The sequence below is a fragment of the Paenibacillus sp. Marseille-Q7038 genome (assembly GCF_965111595.1).
In genome coordinates this window covers 3,484,597-3,499,876 of sequence record NZ_CBCOOM010000001.1, presented here as the reverse complement: position 1 = coordinate 3,499,876, position 15,280 = coordinate 3,484,597, and the positions used below count along the sequence as shown (strand labels likewise).

General features: G+C 44.1%; 16 protein-coding genes and 1 riboswitch. Of the genes, 11 read left to right on the top strand and 5 right to left on the bottom strand.

Features of this window, described 5'->3' with window-relative positions:
- Positions 1-25: 25 nt before the first annotated feature.
- Entirely contained in the window at positions 26-2,380 is a 2,355-nt protein-coding gene (locus tag ACWPWY_RS16635; RefSeq protein WP_454192662.1) for a UvrD-helicase domain-containing protein, read from the bottom strand.
- Between the two features lie 311 nt (positions 2,381-2,691).
- Between ACWPWY_RS16635 and ACWPWY_RS16630 the strand changes: the two genes are divergently transcribed.
- Together ACWPWY_RS16630 and ACWPWY_RS16625 are read left to right on the top strand one after the other, a co-directional pair.
- Positions 2,692-3,447, top strand: coding sequence for a zinc ribbon domain-containing protein (locus tag ACWPWY_RS16630; RefSeq protein WP_454192661.1), 756 nt, complete (start codon positions 2,692-2,694; stop codon positions 3,445-3,447).
- Between the two features lie 129 nt (positions 3,448-3,576).
- Positions 3,577-4,362, top strand: a complete 786-nt coding sequence (locus ACWPWY_RS16625; RefSeq protein ID WP_454192660.1) for a TrmB family transcriptional regulator — start codon at positions 3,577-3,579, stop codon at positions 4,360-4,362.
- A gap of 73 nt (positions 4,363-4,435) precedes the next feature.
- On the opposite strand, the gene ACWPWY_RS16620 is transcribed toward ACWPWY_RS16625, so the two are convergent.
- A complete protein-coding gene (locus tag ACWPWY_RS16620; protein WP_454192659.1) occupies positions 4,436-5,071 on the bottom strand; it encodes an NUDIX hydrolase in 636 nt (211 codons plus the stop codon).
- 131 nt (positions 5,072-5,202) lie between these two features.
- Here ACWPWY_RS16620 and ACWPWY_RS16615 point away from each other — a divergent pair, with 131 nt between their 5' ends.
- Positions 5,203-5,508: a hypothetical protein gene (locus ACWPWY_RS16615; RefSeq protein WP_454192658.1), complete on the top strand. Its 306-nt coding sequence runs from the start codon at positions 5,203-5,205 to the stop codon at positions 5,506-5,508.
- On the opposite strand, the gene mscL is transcribed toward ACWPWY_RS16615, so the two are convergent.
- Entirely contained in the window at positions 5,505-6,008 is a 504-nt protein-coding gene (gene mscL, locus ACWPWY_RS16610; RefSeq protein ID WP_454192919.1) for a large conductance mechanosensitive channel protein MscL, read from the bottom strand. The two genes, ACWPWY_RS16615 and mscL, sit on opposite strands and share 4 nt — an antisense overlap.
- Positions 6,009-6,205: 197 nt before the next feature.
- Positions 6,206-6,306, top strand: a riboswitch (purine riboswitch).
- Positions 6,307-6,498: 192 nt separating this feature from the next.
- Here mscL and ACWPWY_RS16605 point away from each other — a divergent pair.
- Together ACWPWY_RS16605 and ACWPWY_RS16600 are read left to right on the top strand one after the other, a co-directional pair.
- Positions 6,499-7,086: a xanthine phosphoribosyltransferase gene (locus ACWPWY_RS16605; protein ID WP_454192918.1), complete on the top strand. Its 588-nt coding sequence runs from the start codon at positions 6,499-6,501 to the stop codon at positions 7,084-7,086.
- Entirely contained in the window at positions 7,086-8,423 is a 1,338-nt protein-coding gene (locus ACWPWY_RS16600; RefSeq protein ID WP_454192657.1) for a nucleobase:cation symporter-2 family protein, read from the top strand. Before ACWPWY_RS16605 ends, ACWPWY_RS16600 begins: the two co-directional genes overlap by 1 nt.
- A gap of 131 nt (positions 8,424-8,554) precedes the next feature.
- On the opposite strand, the gene ACWPWY_RS16595 is transcribed toward ACWPWY_RS16600, so the two are convergent.
- Positions 8,555-8,893 carry a DUF4870 domain-containing protein gene (locus ACWPWY_RS16595; RefSeq protein WP_191800124.1) on the bottom strand — a complete coding sequence of 113 codons (339 nt, stop codon included), beginning with the start codon at positions 8,891-8,893 and terminating at the stop codon, positions 8,555-8,557.
- Between the two features lie 102 nt (positions 8,894-8,995).
- Complete coding sequence (locus ACWPWY_RS16590) at positions 8,996-9,280, bottom strand: transposase (RefSeq protein WP_454192656.1); 285 nt, start codon at positions 9,278-9,280, stop codon at positions 8,996-8,998.
- 421 nt (positions 9,281-9,701) lie between these two features.
- On the opposite strand from ACWPWY_RS16590, the gene ACWPWY_RS16585 reads away from it, so the two are divergent.
- From ACWPWY_RS16585 to ACWPWY_RS16560, 6 genes are all read left to right on the top strand, one after another.
- Positions 9,702-9,890, top strand: a complete 189-nt coding sequence (locus ACWPWY_RS16585; RefSeq protein ID WP_047911489.1) for a hypothetical protein — start codon at positions 9,702-9,704, stop codon at positions 9,888-9,890.
- A gap of 163 nt (positions 9,891-10,053) precedes the next feature.
- Positions 10,054-10,803 (top strand): type I methionyl aminopeptidase, encoded by a 750-nt coding sequence (gene map, locus ACWPWY_RS16580; protein ID WP_454192655.1) that lies wholly within the window; start codon positions 10,054-10,056, stop codon positions 10,801-10,803.
- A 497-nt stretch (positions 10,804-11,300) separates the two neighbouring features.
- Positions 11,301-12,386, top strand: coding sequence for a cytochrome c oxidase subunit II (gene coxB / locus ACWPWY_RS16575; protein ID WP_454192654.1), 1,086 nt, complete (start codon positions 11,301-11,303; stop codon positions 12,384-12,386).
- A gap of 56 nt (positions 12,387-12,442) precedes the next feature.
- Positions 12,443-14,293: a cytochrome c oxidase subunit I gene (ctaD, locus tag ACWPWY_RS16570; RefSeq protein WP_454192917.1), complete on the top strand. Its 1,851-nt coding sequence runs from the start codon at positions 12,443-12,445 to the stop codon at positions 14,291-14,293.
- Positions 14,290-14,916 (top strand): cytochrome (ubi)quinol oxidase subunit III, encoded by a 627-nt coding sequence (locus tag ACWPWY_RS16565; protein WP_454192653.1) that lies wholly within the window; start codon positions 14,290-14,292, stop codon positions 14,914-14,916. Before ctaD ends, ACWPWY_RS16565 begins: the two co-directional genes overlap by 4 nt.
- Positions 14,917-14,919: 3 nt before the next feature.
- A complete protein-coding gene (locus ACWPWY_RS16560) occupies positions 14,920-15,240 on the top strand; it encodes a cytochrome C oxidase subunit IV family protein (protein WP_454192652.1) in 321 nt (106 codons plus the stop codon).
- Positions 15,241-15,280 lie beyond the last annotated feature (40 nt).

Genomic DNA, 15,280 nt, shown 5'->3' with positions numbered 1-15,280 from the left:
GGGATGAATCATCTCTATTTACCGATTACTTAAGATGTCTCGGTAAAGCAGGCACTTCCCGCATTGCTTTTTTCATTTTTGATTTACAGAGCGGGCAAGGGGGTGATTCCTCCTTCGATTTACCGGAATGCTGACGAATCCAGGCAGGACAGGTATCTGATGTGCAGGACCATACCGGAACGGTTTCCATCCGCTGCGAGCTTCCTTTTCTACTTAAGGAAGAAGAGCTTCGTACCTTGATTTTCGAGTGAAAGCGGTCTTTATCCATATTTAAACGTTCTTTAGCACTCTGTTTCTTGTGGTCTGTATCCTTAACACCGAAGGCTTCCAGCAGGAATCTGGATACAGGAGCTGGTTTACCGTGCTGACTAGCAGGAGAGGTAATAAACAATCGCTGCTTCGCACGTGTGACAGCAACATAAGCAAGCCTGCGTTCCTCTTCAAGCAAAGCTTCGTCCACTTCTTTTGCAGCTGCACCCGCTAGTGCAGCTTTTCGGTCTTCGGGCACTTCTTTTGTCAGAGCGGAACTATGTGGCAGAATCCCTTCACTTGCGCCAATCCAGTATACACAAGGGAATTCAAGCCCCTTGGCTCGGTGAATCGTCATCAGCTGTACGGCATCTTCATTGGCTGCTTGAAGAGCTTCCATCTCTTTGTGTCTTCTGGACAGTTCATCTGCAAAAGTGACAAAACTCTCCACGGTCTCAAACCGTTTTACAGATGCTTCGAGCTCATCGAGTGTTTCCATGATCGTTTCTTTATAGTGCGTGTAGATACTTGGATCGCCGCTCTCCAGATACGAATCGTAGAACTGCCTGCGCATTTCCTGAATCGCCGCAAGCGGCGTCATCGTCTGCAACTGCTTAATCAGTTTAATCCGTTCCTTGACCTGTTCTTGTTGAAAAGGTTTCAGGCGATCCCATCTCGAAAAATGAATGAGCGGATATTTTTTAGGTTGTTGTTTCTCTTGCCCTGCCAAGTATTCAAGACCTGCTTCACGCGAGATATATAAAGGTCCAAGTGTACTTGGAATGGCATCGAAATTACGCGGGTGAAGAGATAACCTTAGGTGATCCATCAGCGGCTTCACTAAAGTCTGATCATAGAAGACAGGCGTAGCTCCGTATTGTACAAAAGGGATTTCTTTTAGAACAAGTTGTTCAAAAATAGCACGGCTGCTGCTTGCTGTCCGGTGCAGGATCGCAATATCTTGGTACGAAAGTTGACCTTCTTCTATAATTTCCTGAATATGACTCACAACCATCGCTGCCTCTTCTTCCACTCCGGAAGGAGTTGCAAACAACGGTTGATACCCAGGTTTTCCAGCGGAGACCAACTTTTTATATCGGCGTTTCTTGTTATAACGCACAATCTCTGTGCCAAGACCAAGAATGCGAGCGTCGGAACGGTAATTAATATCCAGCGTAACGATGGATGCCCGAGGATAGACTTTATCAAAATCAAGGATCGCTTCTTGTCTTGCTCCATTAAAGGTGTATATCGTCTGGTCGTCATCACCGACTACCATCAGGTTCCGGTGGGAAGCTGCTAGTTTACGTACAATCTCGTATTGAAGACTGTTGGTATCTTGGAATTCATCCACCATAATATATTGGAATCGTTTCTGAAGCGGACGCAGAATGGCTGGATCATTTAGCAGTTCCGCCGCTCGCAGCAAAATATCATCAAAGTCCATCTTGTGACGTTCTTTCTTCCATGCTTCATATCCGGTAAGAATCTGTTTAACGTCTCTTTCTTCCTGTGATGTCTCGGGAAGATCTTCGGTCCGTTTTCCTTCCATCTTCCAGGAAGAGAGGGAAGAGAGCAGACTCTCCGGCTGAAATGCATCGCTTAATCCATGCTTACGCTGAATCATTTTAATGACCGTATGCTGTGCTCTCGTTTCGCCAAAAATATCTTCGGTTACTCCGTAGTGACGCAGCAACATCAAGGCGAAGGAGTGGAACGTCCTCGCTTGTACGGCTCGTGCAGTAGCAGCGCGAATGCCAGGGAGCATCGAGATACGAGATTTCATCTCTGCGGCGGCTTTACTAGTAAAAGTGACGAGCAGAATACTGCTGGCAGGAACATTTCGAACTTGAATGAGGTATCCGGCTCTTGCAGCAAGCACTGTCGTTTTACCGCATCCCGCTCCTGCCAAAGTTAATATAGGACCGTCGCCATGTCTTACTGCTTTAATCTGCGGACCGTTCAGTAAAATACCGGCTTCCTCCAAAGATCGGAAGTATTCGGCATCTGGGTCACGATCACGAACGAGTTCAAGGCTTGTTTGTTCGGGCGCTTCTTTCGCCTTGGGAAGCCGGGCACTCGACGGGACCCCTAGAGGGCGAGGGTAAAATATAGGATTTGTGCTATACATAAATGGTGTACACCTCATCTAAAATCAAAGTAAAACATTGCCCTTTTCACAAGAGGGTTGTAAATTTGGTATGATAGAGTCATAAAAACATCTGATGATTGATAAACTTTATAATAGATTACATATAAGATGGATCATTGTCTGCATGTAACAAACTGTTCTCTATTATACCGAAACTATCAATTCAAGCGAAGTATACGGTATAATTTGACGATAAAGTTTAGCATAGGGTGTTATTGCTGTAATAAGGTACTGAAAGCTTTAAGCTGCAATGTGCAGCTTGTTACATGGAATGAGGAGGAATTAATCGCATGAACTTTTTACAACGAATTAAAGACGGGGCAGGCCGTGCGACTGAAAAGGCGCAGCATGCTGTAGAGATTAACAAAATCAATTCGCAAATTGCGAACATCAAGCATGACATGTCCGTGAACTATACAGAAATGGGCCGCATCTTCTACGAAGGGTATCGTGCACAAGATATGTCTTTAGCAGAGGAAAGAATGATGGAACTTTCGGCAGATTGCGACACGCTTCAGGATGAGATTGATGAACTGCGCGAGAAGATTGCTTTGCTCAAAAATGAGCGGGTTTGCGTTTGTGGTCATGTGTCTGACCTGGATGCTAATTTCTGTCCAAAATGTGGCCGTGCTCTAACAGGAAACGAGAAGTCGGTTCCGGTTGCGCATGCACAAGCCAAACCGGAGGCAGCAGCAACGGTTGCTGAAGAAGAGATACAGGAAGAAGAGGAAGAAGAGCTTTTCCCAGATCTGCTCTTGTCCGAAGAAGAGATTCCTAGTGAAAATTACGATCTTGGAGACTTCCTGCCGGAAGAGAAAGAAGAGTTTGACGCGGAGTGGGAACGTAGACGCCAGGAAGAAATGCAGCGCGAAAGCGAGAGGCAACAAGAGCTGGATGAGCGTATCAGGTACTGGAAAGAAAATAATCAGCACCAAGAAACCGTAGAAACTGAACTTCCGCGAGAGACTGTAAAGTGTCAGATTTGTGCGGCTGAGCTGCCAAAAGGATCCAAATGGTGTCCGCATTGCGGAGCAGAACAAATTTAATCTACGGGTGAAGCTATAACGAATCAAAATGATCTGTGCTTTTGATCGATTTGCTTAATAGATGACTTATTCAATTTCGGTTATAACAAAGCATCAACGTTCCTGAACAGCATGGGAGGACAAAGGAATATGGACCAGTTGCTGCAGCATCTAAGAAGTCTTGGATTTACAGAGATGGAATCAAAAATCATGGTGCACTTGTCAAAGGAAGGAGCTTCTTCCGGATACGAAGTGTCCAAACAGCTTGGAGCATCTCGCTCGAATGTATACGCAGTGCTGCAGCGGCTGCATGCTCGCGGAATGCTCTGTTGCAGTGACAGTGAACCTGCGAAGTATACCATGTTGCCAGCAGAGGAGTTCACACTTATCATTTCTAAACATGTACAAGAGTCGCTTCAATATGTGGAGCAGGCAATGCCAAAACAGAAGACGAGTTCCCCTGAGTTTGCAACGCTGCGTGGAGACCGCCAGATCATGGAGCTACTTGCCAAGGAAATTGCCACGGCCAAGTATGAAATTATCATTGATCTGTGTTCGGAGGAAGCTTCCTTATTTCACGATGAGCTAAAGAATGCAGAAGAGCGAGGGGTTAGACTGTTATGGTCTTGCGATGTAGGGAATGCAGAAAACAATCCTTTCTTTGGATGGCATCCGTTTACAGATCAAGAGACGCCGTCTCTATCTAAAGGTCGTACCTTTTCATTTATTATCGACCGTAAGTGGAGCCTGCTTGGCAGCCGCGGGAATGAAACAGAATCTATGGGGCTTGTAACGGAACATCCCGTTATGATTCGACTTCTTCTCGGATATTTTGCCCAGGAACTCATTATGTATGAATTGGAACAAGATTTAGGTGCGGAGATTCGAAGTAGGTATGGTCCACGTTATGAACAGATTTGGAACAAGTATAGGTAGCGTCTAAAAAACCCTTCTTTCCTATCCGAATAGGATAAAGAAGGGTTTTACCTGTTTCGTGCAGTCTATTCGATTACATTTCCATTAGTTTCTTAAAAATGGCGAGATAGTAACTCGGCGGTCTTGAAACAAACTGTTCTGCTCGAATGGACTCCATGAAAAGTGTTTCTGCATTCCCTTCGTTCTGGCTAAGTATTCCGGTTGCTTGCACTTCCGATACTTTATTCTCGAACAATTCCATCATATCGGATAGAAGAGCTTCGTAAAGTCCTTGTACTTCACTTTGCTGCAGATGATATTGATATAGCGGCTGAGCATGATGATAACCAAATACGGAACTCGTTTCGAGATCTTTGAAGGGAATCCCGTTTACTTCGCCATATAACTCATCCTTTACCTCAAGCAAAGGGGTAAGTTGTGAGTAGGCGACGGCAAGTCCTAGTTCTTCTTCTAGCTCTCTTACAGCATCCTGTACAGTTTCGCCTGCAGAGAGGTGCCCCGCTGCGGTAATATCATAACAGGAAGGAAAAGTATCCTTGCCGCCCACCCGTTTTTGAAAAAGAAGTTTGCGCCCTTCATCTGTATCTCGTATGAGCCAGCAGTGAAACGATTTATGCCAGTACCCTTGTGCGTGTACTTCAGAACGGGGGGCGGTGCCGATCCACTTTCCATCTTCATTGTAAATATCAAATTGCTCTTCCGTTTTCATATGTTTTGTACCTCCCGTGTAATAATGATGTCTTACTACAGATTTACTGCGTTTTCTGTTAGCATGATTACATACAGTTTGGGGAAATGTAGTTATCATATAGGTTTAAACGAATAAAGGGGAGATTATAAATGGAATGCATCGTTCGTTTTCAGGTCATCTACAAAAATGAAGAGCCCAAGAACTTAAGAGGTCTTATTATGCTCGGAAATAAACAGGAAGCATCTACAGAACAATTGATCCCAATGTTTAAAAAAATAGGATTTGATGTCATGGTTGAAAACAAAGATGATCTTACCTTTAAACCGGTTCGTCCGGATGAACCGTATACTCGAATTCGTGTCACGGAACTCGATACCGGGGAAGAAGTCTACCGGGAAGATGCCAATCTAAGACAGATCCTCGAAAATCTCATTCCTAGATCGCCTGGGCTTTAAGCTTTTGCCTTTTCTGTCTCGTGAATCGGGTCGACTAAGGATGTACAGTATGAACAACGTGTCGCTTCAAGCGGTATATCAGATATACAATAAGGACATGCCCGCGTCGTTACCTTCGGCTCGGGTTTTTCTTCTTTACGTTTAAATCGGTTGATCGCCTTGATGAACATAAATATACAGAATGCCACAATCATAAAATCAAGAACAACATTAATGAACTGACCGTACCGGAGTACAGGAATTCCGGCTTCTTCTGCCATAGCAAGCGTCGTATATTTGCTTCCTTCAAGGGTGAAAATTCCTTTTTCCAGCGGCAAAAACAACTGCTCAAAACTGCGATTTCCTAGGATCAGTCCGATCGGCGGCATGAGTATATCATTAACGAAAGACGTGATAATTTTCCCGAATGCCCCACCAATAATGACACCGACTGCCAAATCCATGACATTCCCTCGTACGGCAAATTCTTTAAATTCACTTATGATTCCTTTCAAGCAGATACACTCCTAACATCGAATTATCGCTATCTTCATCTATTTAATCATTTGATGGACTCTCTTGAAAAGCAATATGTGAAAAAATTACTGAAAATAACACTTTCTTTTGCAGTTTCAATTCGGTATACTTCTACCATCGACCTAACATATGCTGTCCGTACCTGAATCCAGGTAGATAAAGAGACGGCTTACATTAATTACTAAATACACTTACGTTATCTCGTATATGTGCTGGAATAGGCCAGCATGTCTCTACCCGATCACCGCAAATGATTGGACTACGGGAGAATCAATATAAGGTTACGATAGAAGATAGAAGAGACTTTATCGCTATTTTACCGTCAGTTCTGACGATAATGAGGGATGAATTTTTTGCTTGTATCCGATACCTATGTTCTTCTCCCTTGCTTTTCTGCCGGATGGACGGTGGAAGAGAAGGGACTTTTTTGCGTTTAGGGATAACAAACAAGATAGCACCGAGGAGGAACAGATGATGAAGCTGTTAAAAGAAAAAGTATTGAATGAAGGAATCGTATTGTCGGATCAAGTATTAAAGGTGGATTCATTCCTGAACCATCAGATGGATCCGATCCTGATGAAAGAGGTAGGCCGTGAGTTTACACGGAGATTTGCAGGAGAAGAAATCACTCGTGTACTGACGATTGAATCCTCTGGTATCGCACCGGGCATTATGACAGCACTGGAGCTAGAGGTACCGCTTATCTTTGCACGTAAACAAAAATCACTGACGCTTCGTGAAGATATCCTTGTGGAGAAGGTGTACTCTTTTACAAAACAGGAGTCCAACGAAATCACGGTTGCTAAAAAATTCATGAAGCCGGGAGATCGCGTACTTATTATTGATGATTTCCTTGCAAACGGGGAAGCGGCTTTTGGACTTGCTCGGATTGTAGAGCAGGCGGGAGCAGAAGTTGTCGGCATTGGTATCGTGATCGAGAAGGCATTCCAGCCGGGAGGTAAACTTTTGAAAGAGAAAGGGTACCGTGTAGAGTCACTTGTTCGTCTTGCTGCACTCCATGATGGACAGGTTACTTTTGCGGAAGAAGAGGTTAACGTCTAATGTCCCGTGAGCGAATCTTCGATCGTCATCGTCATCCTGCGAAGACATTTTCTCTTGGTCTTCAGCACGTTCTGGCTATGTATGCCGGGGCCGTCATTGTTCCACTGATCGTGGGCAGTGCGCTTGAATTATCTTCGTCGGAATTAACTTACCTCATAGCAATTGACCTGCTGGCCTGTGGTCTTGCCACGTTATTGCAGGTATGGGGAGGTAAATATTTTGGTATCGGACTTCCGGTTATGCTTGGTTGTGCATTTCAGGCTGTGGCTCCTATGATTCTCATAGGAAAGAACTTTGGAATGTCCTACATTTATGGGGCGATTATTGCATCGGGATTATTCGTTATGATTTTTGGCGGATTCTTCAGTAAACTGATCCGGTTTTTCCCGCCTGTTGTAACAGGATCGGTAGTGACCATCATTGGTCTTACCTTGATTCCAACCGCTTTAAACGATCTTGGGGGCGGCCAAAATGAGCCCGATTTCGGAAGCATTCAAAATTTGTGTATCGGGTTTGGGGTTCTTATTTTCATCATTCTCATGAATCGTTTTACAAAAGGTTTCTTGCAATCTATTTCGATTCTGCTCGGTCTTGTTGTAGGTACCATCGTGGCCGGCTTCTTCGGTAAGGTGGACTTAACACCGATGCTAGAAGCAAGCTGGTTCCGCGCACCGGAGCCTTTTCATTTCGGGACACCGAAATTTAATATCTCTGCCGTTCTGACGATGATCCTTGTCGCTATTGTCAGTATCGCAGAATCGACAGGTGTGTTTATGGCTCTTGGTAAAATCTTGGACAAAGATCTCGGTTCGAAAGATCTAGCGCGCGGATATCGTGCAGAAGGGCTTGCGATTGTCGTTGGTGGTATTTTTAATTCATTTCCTTATACCACATATTCTCAGAACGTAGGGCTTCTGCAGATGAGCCGTGTGAAGACACGCGACGTCATCGCAGTGGCTGGCGGACTGCTTATTATTATTGGTTTTGTACCGAAAATTGCAGCTACCGCACAGATGATTCCTCATTCGGTACTCGGCGGCGCTACGGTAGCACTATTCGGTATGGTGGTATCATCGGGTATTCGTATGCTAGCTGAACAGGTGGACTTTAATCGCTATGAGAATCTGCTGATTATTGCTTGTTCTGTAGGTATGGGACTTGGTGTTACAGTCGTTCCTGAGTTATTCGCTCAATTGCCAGAAGAAGCAGGAATTCTATTAAACAACGGAATTGTAGTGGGCAGCTTTACGGCCATTTTCATGAATCTCATCTTTAACGGGCTGGGTCCGGCAAAAGAAGTGCCTGGAACCAAGTCTACTGGTGAAGAAGCAGCTTAAAGAATGGTAATCATATAAAAAGCAAAAGCCGGTTACATGATCTTTTTAAGATCATGTAACCGGCTTTTTAATTACATTACACATTTATCTGATAAAAGACTTAGGTGTTTAATGAGATAATACATCCTTTATTACAATTTACGCATTTGTTTGTCGGCTAAATCCCCAACAAGAGGCAGTTTAAGCCACTTCCCTTGCAGTGTTGCTACTAACATCACAATCCATATAACAAAGCCAAGCAGGGATAACATCGCTGCAAGCAGAGGGCCGAATAGAGGGACGAGCCCGCTTAGAATATGGCCAACTACGATAAATCCAAAAGCGAACAAAGATTGCAGAGCATGAAACATGACATATCGGCTGCGTTTCTCCAGTGCAAGCATCACGATGGCTCCTATAAAGGTGAATAGGTAGCAAATGGCAGCAGCAATATTCTCATCAAGACCTGTAGATGATTTGAACGGAGACATTTTTCTTCCTCCCTTTGTACAAGGTGCTATAAGTTAGCATATGACGGGGGAGGTGATATTTGAACATAATACTTGAGAAATGTTTCATCTAAATAAACGCGTTTAGGAAGGGTTACCGCCTTGTTGTTGACGTCTTGGGTTTGTAACCTTCCCTTGTTTATCCTTGTCATCTTCCTTCGGTACCAACCTAGGATCCGTGATCCCCTCATGATGATTCTCAAAGGCATACTCGGTTAGTTCCCACTCTGTCACACCCAGAACAGGATCGGAGGGAAAATGTTGACCTCTGTAGAGATGTTCTGTAAGTCCTCGTTCATTGGTATAAACTCCGTCAACCTCAACTGTTTCCTTGGATATCGGGAGCATGTCCTTGTCTTTTTCGCTCATAAATTGGAATGCCTCCTTGATAGAAATAGTAAATCATTATTTCATTAATGCCGTGAAGCACCAGGCTCCTGGCTCTAAGGTAACCTGATTTAGGCATAATTATTCCAAGAGGAGAGACAATAACCATAAAGGAAAGCGAAGCCGTTAAAGGCAAAAAATCGAACTCTGGTAGATAAAATGTAAATAAATTACTTTTTATAAAGTTGTAAAGCTGTACGACTGCTTTGAATATGATACAATAGAAGTGTGATTCAATAAGAATCATATCGGGTATGTATAGTGTCAGGTACCTGTCTTCTCAGGAGTCCCGGCCTAAAGCTGAATATTGCCGCGCACACTTCTTCATGGTATCAATTTAGATCTTTCTTTTTGCATTCTCTAAACGGAGCATTCACTTTCAACGTTTTGGGAGGGAGTTATCATGGCAACAAAAGGTCATAATGAGGTCAAAGAAAGTTTACGGGAAATGACTCGTATATTCAGGCCGAAGGATCCTAAAAAATTCGTGAAGGAGTATGTGAAAAAATACCGGATAACAGGAGGGTATGAAGAGGAACTAACGCTTGTAGTTGAGCGTGAATTAACTAGACTGAATTCCTCAGTCTCCTGATTCGTTTTTTGTAAGGCATTCCCGTTGTATATGCTGATTATATTGCTTTGTTTTGTATAGAACCGCCACCCTGATGAATTTGAAAGCAGAGAGGCGGTTTTTTTTGCGTCCTTCTTAGCATATATATGGAAAAGATTCCATAAATGTAGAGGGGGACGGCCGAATGTCGGTGAAGCTTAAAACAAAAGAAGAGATCGGTTACATGCGTGAGGCCGGACGAATCTTAAAAGCGTGCCATCGTGAAATCGAGGAAAAACTTGCCCCAGGTGTCACTACCAAAGAGATTGATGAATTCGTAGAAACCTTTCTAGCTCGAAATGGAGCGGTTCCTGAGCAAAAAGGCTATAAAGGTTATCCTTATGCAACCTGTGCGTCGGTAAATGATATCGTCTGTCACGGATTTCCGAATGAAAAGCTGTTGAAATCAGGGGACGTAGTCACCATTGATATGGTTGTTAACAAGGATGGATGGCTCGCAGACTCTGCGTGGACCTATGGTATCGGAAAAATGGATTCCAAAACCCAGCGTTTTCTTCGTCGGACCGAGAAAGCCATGTTCTTGGGTATTGAAGAAGCCGTTCCAGGTAAAACGATAGGGGACATTGGATACGCCATTGAGAAAAATGTGAAACTATGGCGTTACGGCATCGTTAAACCGCTTGTTGGACATGGAATTGGGAGGTTGATGCATGAGCAGCCGGATGTGTTTCCTTATGGAAGGAAAGGAACAGGGATGAAACTGGTTGAAGGTATGGTGATTACCATCGAACCTGTTCTAACCATGGGAAGAACAGGTGCTGTTTATTGGGAAGAGGATGGATGGACGGTCAGATCGGCAGATGGAAGTATCGGTGCTCAATATGAGCATACCGTAGCGATTACCAGGGATGGTCCGCTGCTTCTAACGAGCTAGGCGATCAAGTCGCAGGGAAGTGGATAGGAATCCCGCTCTATCACAAAGCGGGTTTTCTTTTTTTGTGGTAAATGATGGATAAAAATAGAAAATACTTGGGAGATATTTGTGCATCATGGCATAGAATAGGGAGCAGACTCTATAAAATGATACTAGGTTTCATATCTAATTATTTGTACTAAAATACATAAATTAAGCTGCTAGAAAAACAACTCGAATCCTCCCGTTTATCCGTAAATTGGAAGAAAACAATGGACAAACTCCGGTTTACAGAGAACTGAAATCGTTAACAAATCGGGCAGTGGCGCGGTTTTTTAGACTTAGTGAACAATTTGTGAACATGTGTCTAAAGATTGACAAAAACATGACGTCAACTTATATTTAATAAGTGATTGTATTAATTGACAGGATTACAACAAAGGTACTAGAACAGGTAGAATAATCGCTTTCTGGAACCAGATGGTAATCAGCGAAAACGGGAAAAGTGGGGTAGATAGGTGATGAAAAGGTGGCAGTACGGAAAACGGATCCTCCTTTTACTGACAGCATTCTCTTTATTGTTGTTGTCCGCTTGTGGTCGAGAGGATTTATCTGTAATGAACCCGCAAGGTCCTGTAGCGCAAGGTCAACTTGACTTAATGAAACTTGCTATAACGATCATGATCGTCGTATTGCTTGTGGTATTCGCCATAGCAGCTTACGTATTGGTCAAGTTCAGACGCAAAAAAGGACAGACTGAAGTACCGGAACAAGTAGAAGGCAATTTCAAGCTTGAGGTAATCTGGACTGTGATTCCGCTCATTCTTGTTATTGTACTGGCTATTCCTACGGTTGGACAGCTCTCCGCACTCGGTAAAGACTACACCAAAGACGAAAATGCCCTTCAGGTCAAAGTAACAGCTCACCAGTACTGGTGGGAATTTAGTTACCCTGATTTGGGTGTGACGACCGCACAAGATCTTATTATCCCTACGAACAAGACGATTTCTTTTGTCCTTGACAGTAAAGATGTAATTCATTCCTTCTGGGTTCCATCCCTTTCCGGTAAGATCGATACCAACTTTGCAGGGGATGACGATACCAAAGGGACAACAAACAAGTTCCATTTCTCCGCACCGAATGAAGGCGTTTACCGAGGTAAGTGCGCAGAGTTATGCGGACCATCTCATGCTTTTATGGAATTCAAAGTTAAATCCGTTAGCCCGGAAGAATTCGATAACTGGGTTGCTTCTATGAAAGCTCCGGCCGTTCTTCCTGAAGATGAAATGCTCGCAGAGAAATTTAGATCTGCTTGCCTAACGTGTCATGCTGTGGGAGATCAAGGGACGGCAGTCGGCCCGAATCTTACAGGTATCGGTAACAGAGAATCGGTAGCCAGTATGCTTTTGAATGAACGTGAAGGCCAAGAGGGCGCTTCTGTTGAAGATAACATGAAGCAGTGGCTTCATGATCCACAAGAAGTGAAACCAGGCAATGAAATGCCAAATCCGATTGATCTTGGACTCACGACAGAAGAAATTGATGCCATTGCGGAATACTTGGCGAGCTATAAGCTCGATTATGAAACGAACAGTGCGGACTGAGAAGGAGGTACACAACGTTGGCTCACGCTCATACGGTTAAACGGTATACCGGACTGATGGATTGGATTACGACGGTTGACCATAAGAAAATAGCAGTACTTTATTTAATAGCAGGCGCTCTGTTTTTTGGTATTGGCGGTATCGAAGCGATCCTGATCCGTATCCAGCTGATGGAACCATACAGCAAGATTGTTTCTACACAGTTATTTAATGAACTGATTACGATGCACGGTACGACGATGATCTTCCTAGGCGTTATGCCGATCATCTTTGCTTTTATGAATGCAATCCTTCCTCTTCAAATCGGGGCGCGTGACGTAGCGTTTCCGTTCCTTAATGCACTAGGTTTCTGGACGTTTCTCTTCGGAGGAATTCTGCTGAACCTGAGCTGGGTGATGGGCGGAGCTCCGGATGCGGGTTGGACTTCTTATGTGCCGCTGGCAAGTTCCGCATACAGTGAAACACATGGAGTTGATTTTTACACCATTGGTCTGCAGATTGCCGGACTCGGTACACTGATCGGGGGGATTAACTTCCTCGCTACGATTATTACGATGCGTGCACCCGGGATGTCCTTTATGCGGATGCCGATGTTTGCTTGGACTACTTTTATTACATCCGCTATCATCCTATTTGCTTTTCCAGCTATTACGGTAGGGCTTGTTCTGTTAACCTTTGACCGGATTCTCGATGCCAACTTCTTTAGTATAGAAGGCGGCGGGAACCCTATATTATGGCAACATATATTCTGGATCTTCGGGCATCCCGAAGTGTATATCCTGATCTTGCCGGCTTTCGGTATTATCTCGGAAGTTATTCCTACCTTCTCAAGAAAAAGATTGTTTGGTTATAGCTCCATGGTATTTGCAACCATCCTCATTGCATTCTTGGGATTCATGGTATGGGCGCATCACATGTTTACGACCGGACTCGGTACGATTGCTAATGCACTCTTCTCTATTTCTACCATGCTAATTGCGGTACCAACCGGTATCAAGATATTTAACTGGCTCTTTACGATGTGGGGAGGACAAATTCGCTTTACAACAGCGAACTTGTATGCGATCGGTTTTATACCTACTTTTGTAATGGGCGGGGTAACGGGTGTTATGCTTGCATCTGCACCTGCAGACTTCCAGTTCCATGATACATACTTCGTAGTAGCACACTTTCACTATGTTATTGTGGGTGGTCTCGTACTGGGGATATTTGCCGGACTCACGTACTGGTGGCCAAAAATGTTTGGACGTCTTCTTGATGAGAAACTTGGCAAAATTACATTTTGGTTCTTTATTATTGGGTTCCATCTTACGTTCTTCGTTCAGCATTTCCTCGGTCTCTTGGGGATGCAGCGCCGGGTTGCAACCTATGCGCCGGATCAAGGGTTTGATGAACTGAACTATATTAGTACCATCGGAGCATTTTTGATGACTATCGGCGTTATTTTGTTCTTAATTAACGTCTTTATTACTTCCAGAAAACCAGCGGATGCACCTAATGATCCTTGGGAAGATGGCCGTACACTGGAATGGTCCATTCCATCTCCGCCTCCAGAACACAACTTTACGCAAATTCCGTTGGTACGTGGTCTTGATGCTTGGTGGAAAGAAAAAATGGCAGGCAACACACAAATGACACCTGCAGAGCCAATTGGTCCCATTCATATGCCTTCTGCCACTCCGCTTCCATTCCTGATGTCTGTAGGGATTTTCATTGCAGGTCTGGGTCTGATGTTCTCCAATGACGAGTTTGGCAACGGATTTATGAACTTTATGTTCAACAATTATATCGTCGTGATCATTGGTCTTCTCATCACATTTGGTTCTATGACAGTACGTTCCTTGTTTGATGATCATGGATGGCATATTGATCCCGAGGAACTGGAAGATAGGGGGGCTAAGCTATGACATCACCACATACAGAAGCTGTAAACGGTCAGCTGCCTCACGAACCTGAAAAAGCAACACTGGAAGGACGTAACAAGGTCCTTGGTTTCTGGCTTTTCCTTGGAGGAGAAGCGGTACTGTTTGGTACTTTGTTTGCTACTTTCCTAGCGCTTCGTAACCAGACAGTAGAGGGTCCTACCGCAAATGAACTGTTCCATCTGCCCCTTGTGGGAGCTGCAACTTTTATACTGTTAGTGAGTAGTTTAACGAGCGTTTTCGCTATTCAAGCCATGCACAAACATGATGTTAAAAAACTGATTCTCTGGCTTATTGTTACGGTTCTCCTTGGACTTAGCTTTCTTAGTTTAGAGATCTACGAATTCTATGAATACGTGGTTCACAAGGACTTTGGTATGACAACAAGTGCTTTTAGTTCCGCCTTCTACACACTTGTTGGATTCCACGGTGCTCACGTCGCATTTGGTATAGCTTGGATTGGCATACTAATAGGGCAACTGTACAAAAAAGGGCTGACGGTCGTCACCGCACCCAAGATCTATGTGTCGGCGATTTATTGGCACTTTATCGATGTGGTATGGGTATTCATCTTTACGGTCGTTTATCTGCTGGGAAAGGTGGTTTAATCCATGGCAAGTCATGAACAGGCTGGTAATAACAGCGTTAAACATCGCCATCGTCCGGAAGGACCGCAAAAGCATGTGGTTGCTTTCATTTTCTCCATAGGTTTAACTTTGATCGCTTTTGGAGCAGTAGCTGCAGGCGGAGTAAACACTGCCTTTACGGTCATTCTCTTGCTGATCATGGCGGTCCTGCAAGTGGTTATTCAGATGGCATACTGGATGCACATGAAAGACAAAGGACATTTTATTCCTCTCATTTTTATGGCATTCGGATTTTTCGTGGCCTTTACGGCCATTATTACCGCTTTATTTTGGGTATGGTGGTAAAAACAGTAGAAGGCGGCGAATCTTTTTCGCTGCCTTTTCT

Bases quoted from the DNA above. Each gene is read 5' to 3' on its own strand.
- ACWPWY_RS16635 (WP_454192662.1), bottom strand. From the start codon at position 2,380: ATGTATAGCACAAATCCTATATTTTACCCTCGCCCTCTAGGGGTCCCG.
- ACWPWY_RS16630 (WP_454192661.1), top strand. From the start codon at position 2,692: ATGAACTTTTTACAACGAATTAAAGACGGGGCAGGCCGTGCGACTGAA.
- ACWPWY_RS16625 (WP_454192660.1), top strand. From the start codon at position 3,577: ATGGACCAGTTGCTGCAGCATCTAAGAAGTCTTGGATTTACAGAGATG.
- ACWPWY_RS16620 (WP_454192659.1), bottom strand. From the start codon at position 5,071: ATGAAAACGGAAGAGCAATTTGATATTTACAATGAAGATGGAAAGTGG.
- ACWPWY_RS16615 (WP_454192658.1), top strand. From the start codon at position 5,203: ATGGAATGCATCGTTCGTTTTCAGGTCATCTACAAAAATGAAGAGCCC.
- ACWPWY_RS16605 (WP_454192918.1), top strand. From the start codon at position 6,499: ATGAAGCTGTTAAAAGAAAAAGTATTGAATGAAGGAATCGTATTGTCG.
- ACWPWY_RS16600 (WP_454192657.1), top strand. From the start codon at position 7,086: ATGTCCCGTGAGCGAATCTTCGATCGTCATCGTCATCCTGCGAAGACA.
- ACWPWY_RS16595 (WP_191800124.1), bottom strand. From the start codon at position 8,893: ATGTCTCCGTTCAAATCATCTACAGGTCTTGATGAGAATATTGCTGCT.
- ACWPWY_RS16590 (WP_454192656.1), bottom strand. From the start codon at position 9,280: ATGAGCGAAAAAGACAAGGACATGCTCCCGATATCCAAGGAAACAGTT.
- ACWPWY_RS16585 (WP_047911489.1), top strand. From the start codon at position 9,702: ATGGCAACAAAAGGTCATAATGAGGTCAAAGAAAGTTTACGGGAAATG.
- map (WP_454192655.1), top strand. From the start codon at position 10,054: ATGTCGGTGAAGCTTAAAACAAAAGAAGAGATCGGTTACATGCGTGAG.
- ctaD (WP_454192917.1), top strand. From the start codon at position 12,443: ATGGATTGGATTACGACGGTTGACCATAAGAAAATAGCAGTACTTTAT.
- ACWPWY_RS16565 (WP_454192653.1), top strand. From the start codon at position 14,290: ATGACATCACCACATACAGAAGCTGTAAACGGTCAGCTGCCTCACGAA.
- ACWPWY_RS16560 (WP_454192652.1), top strand. From the start codon at position 14,920: ATGGCAAGTCATGAACAGGCTGGTAATAACAGCGTTAAACATCGCCAT.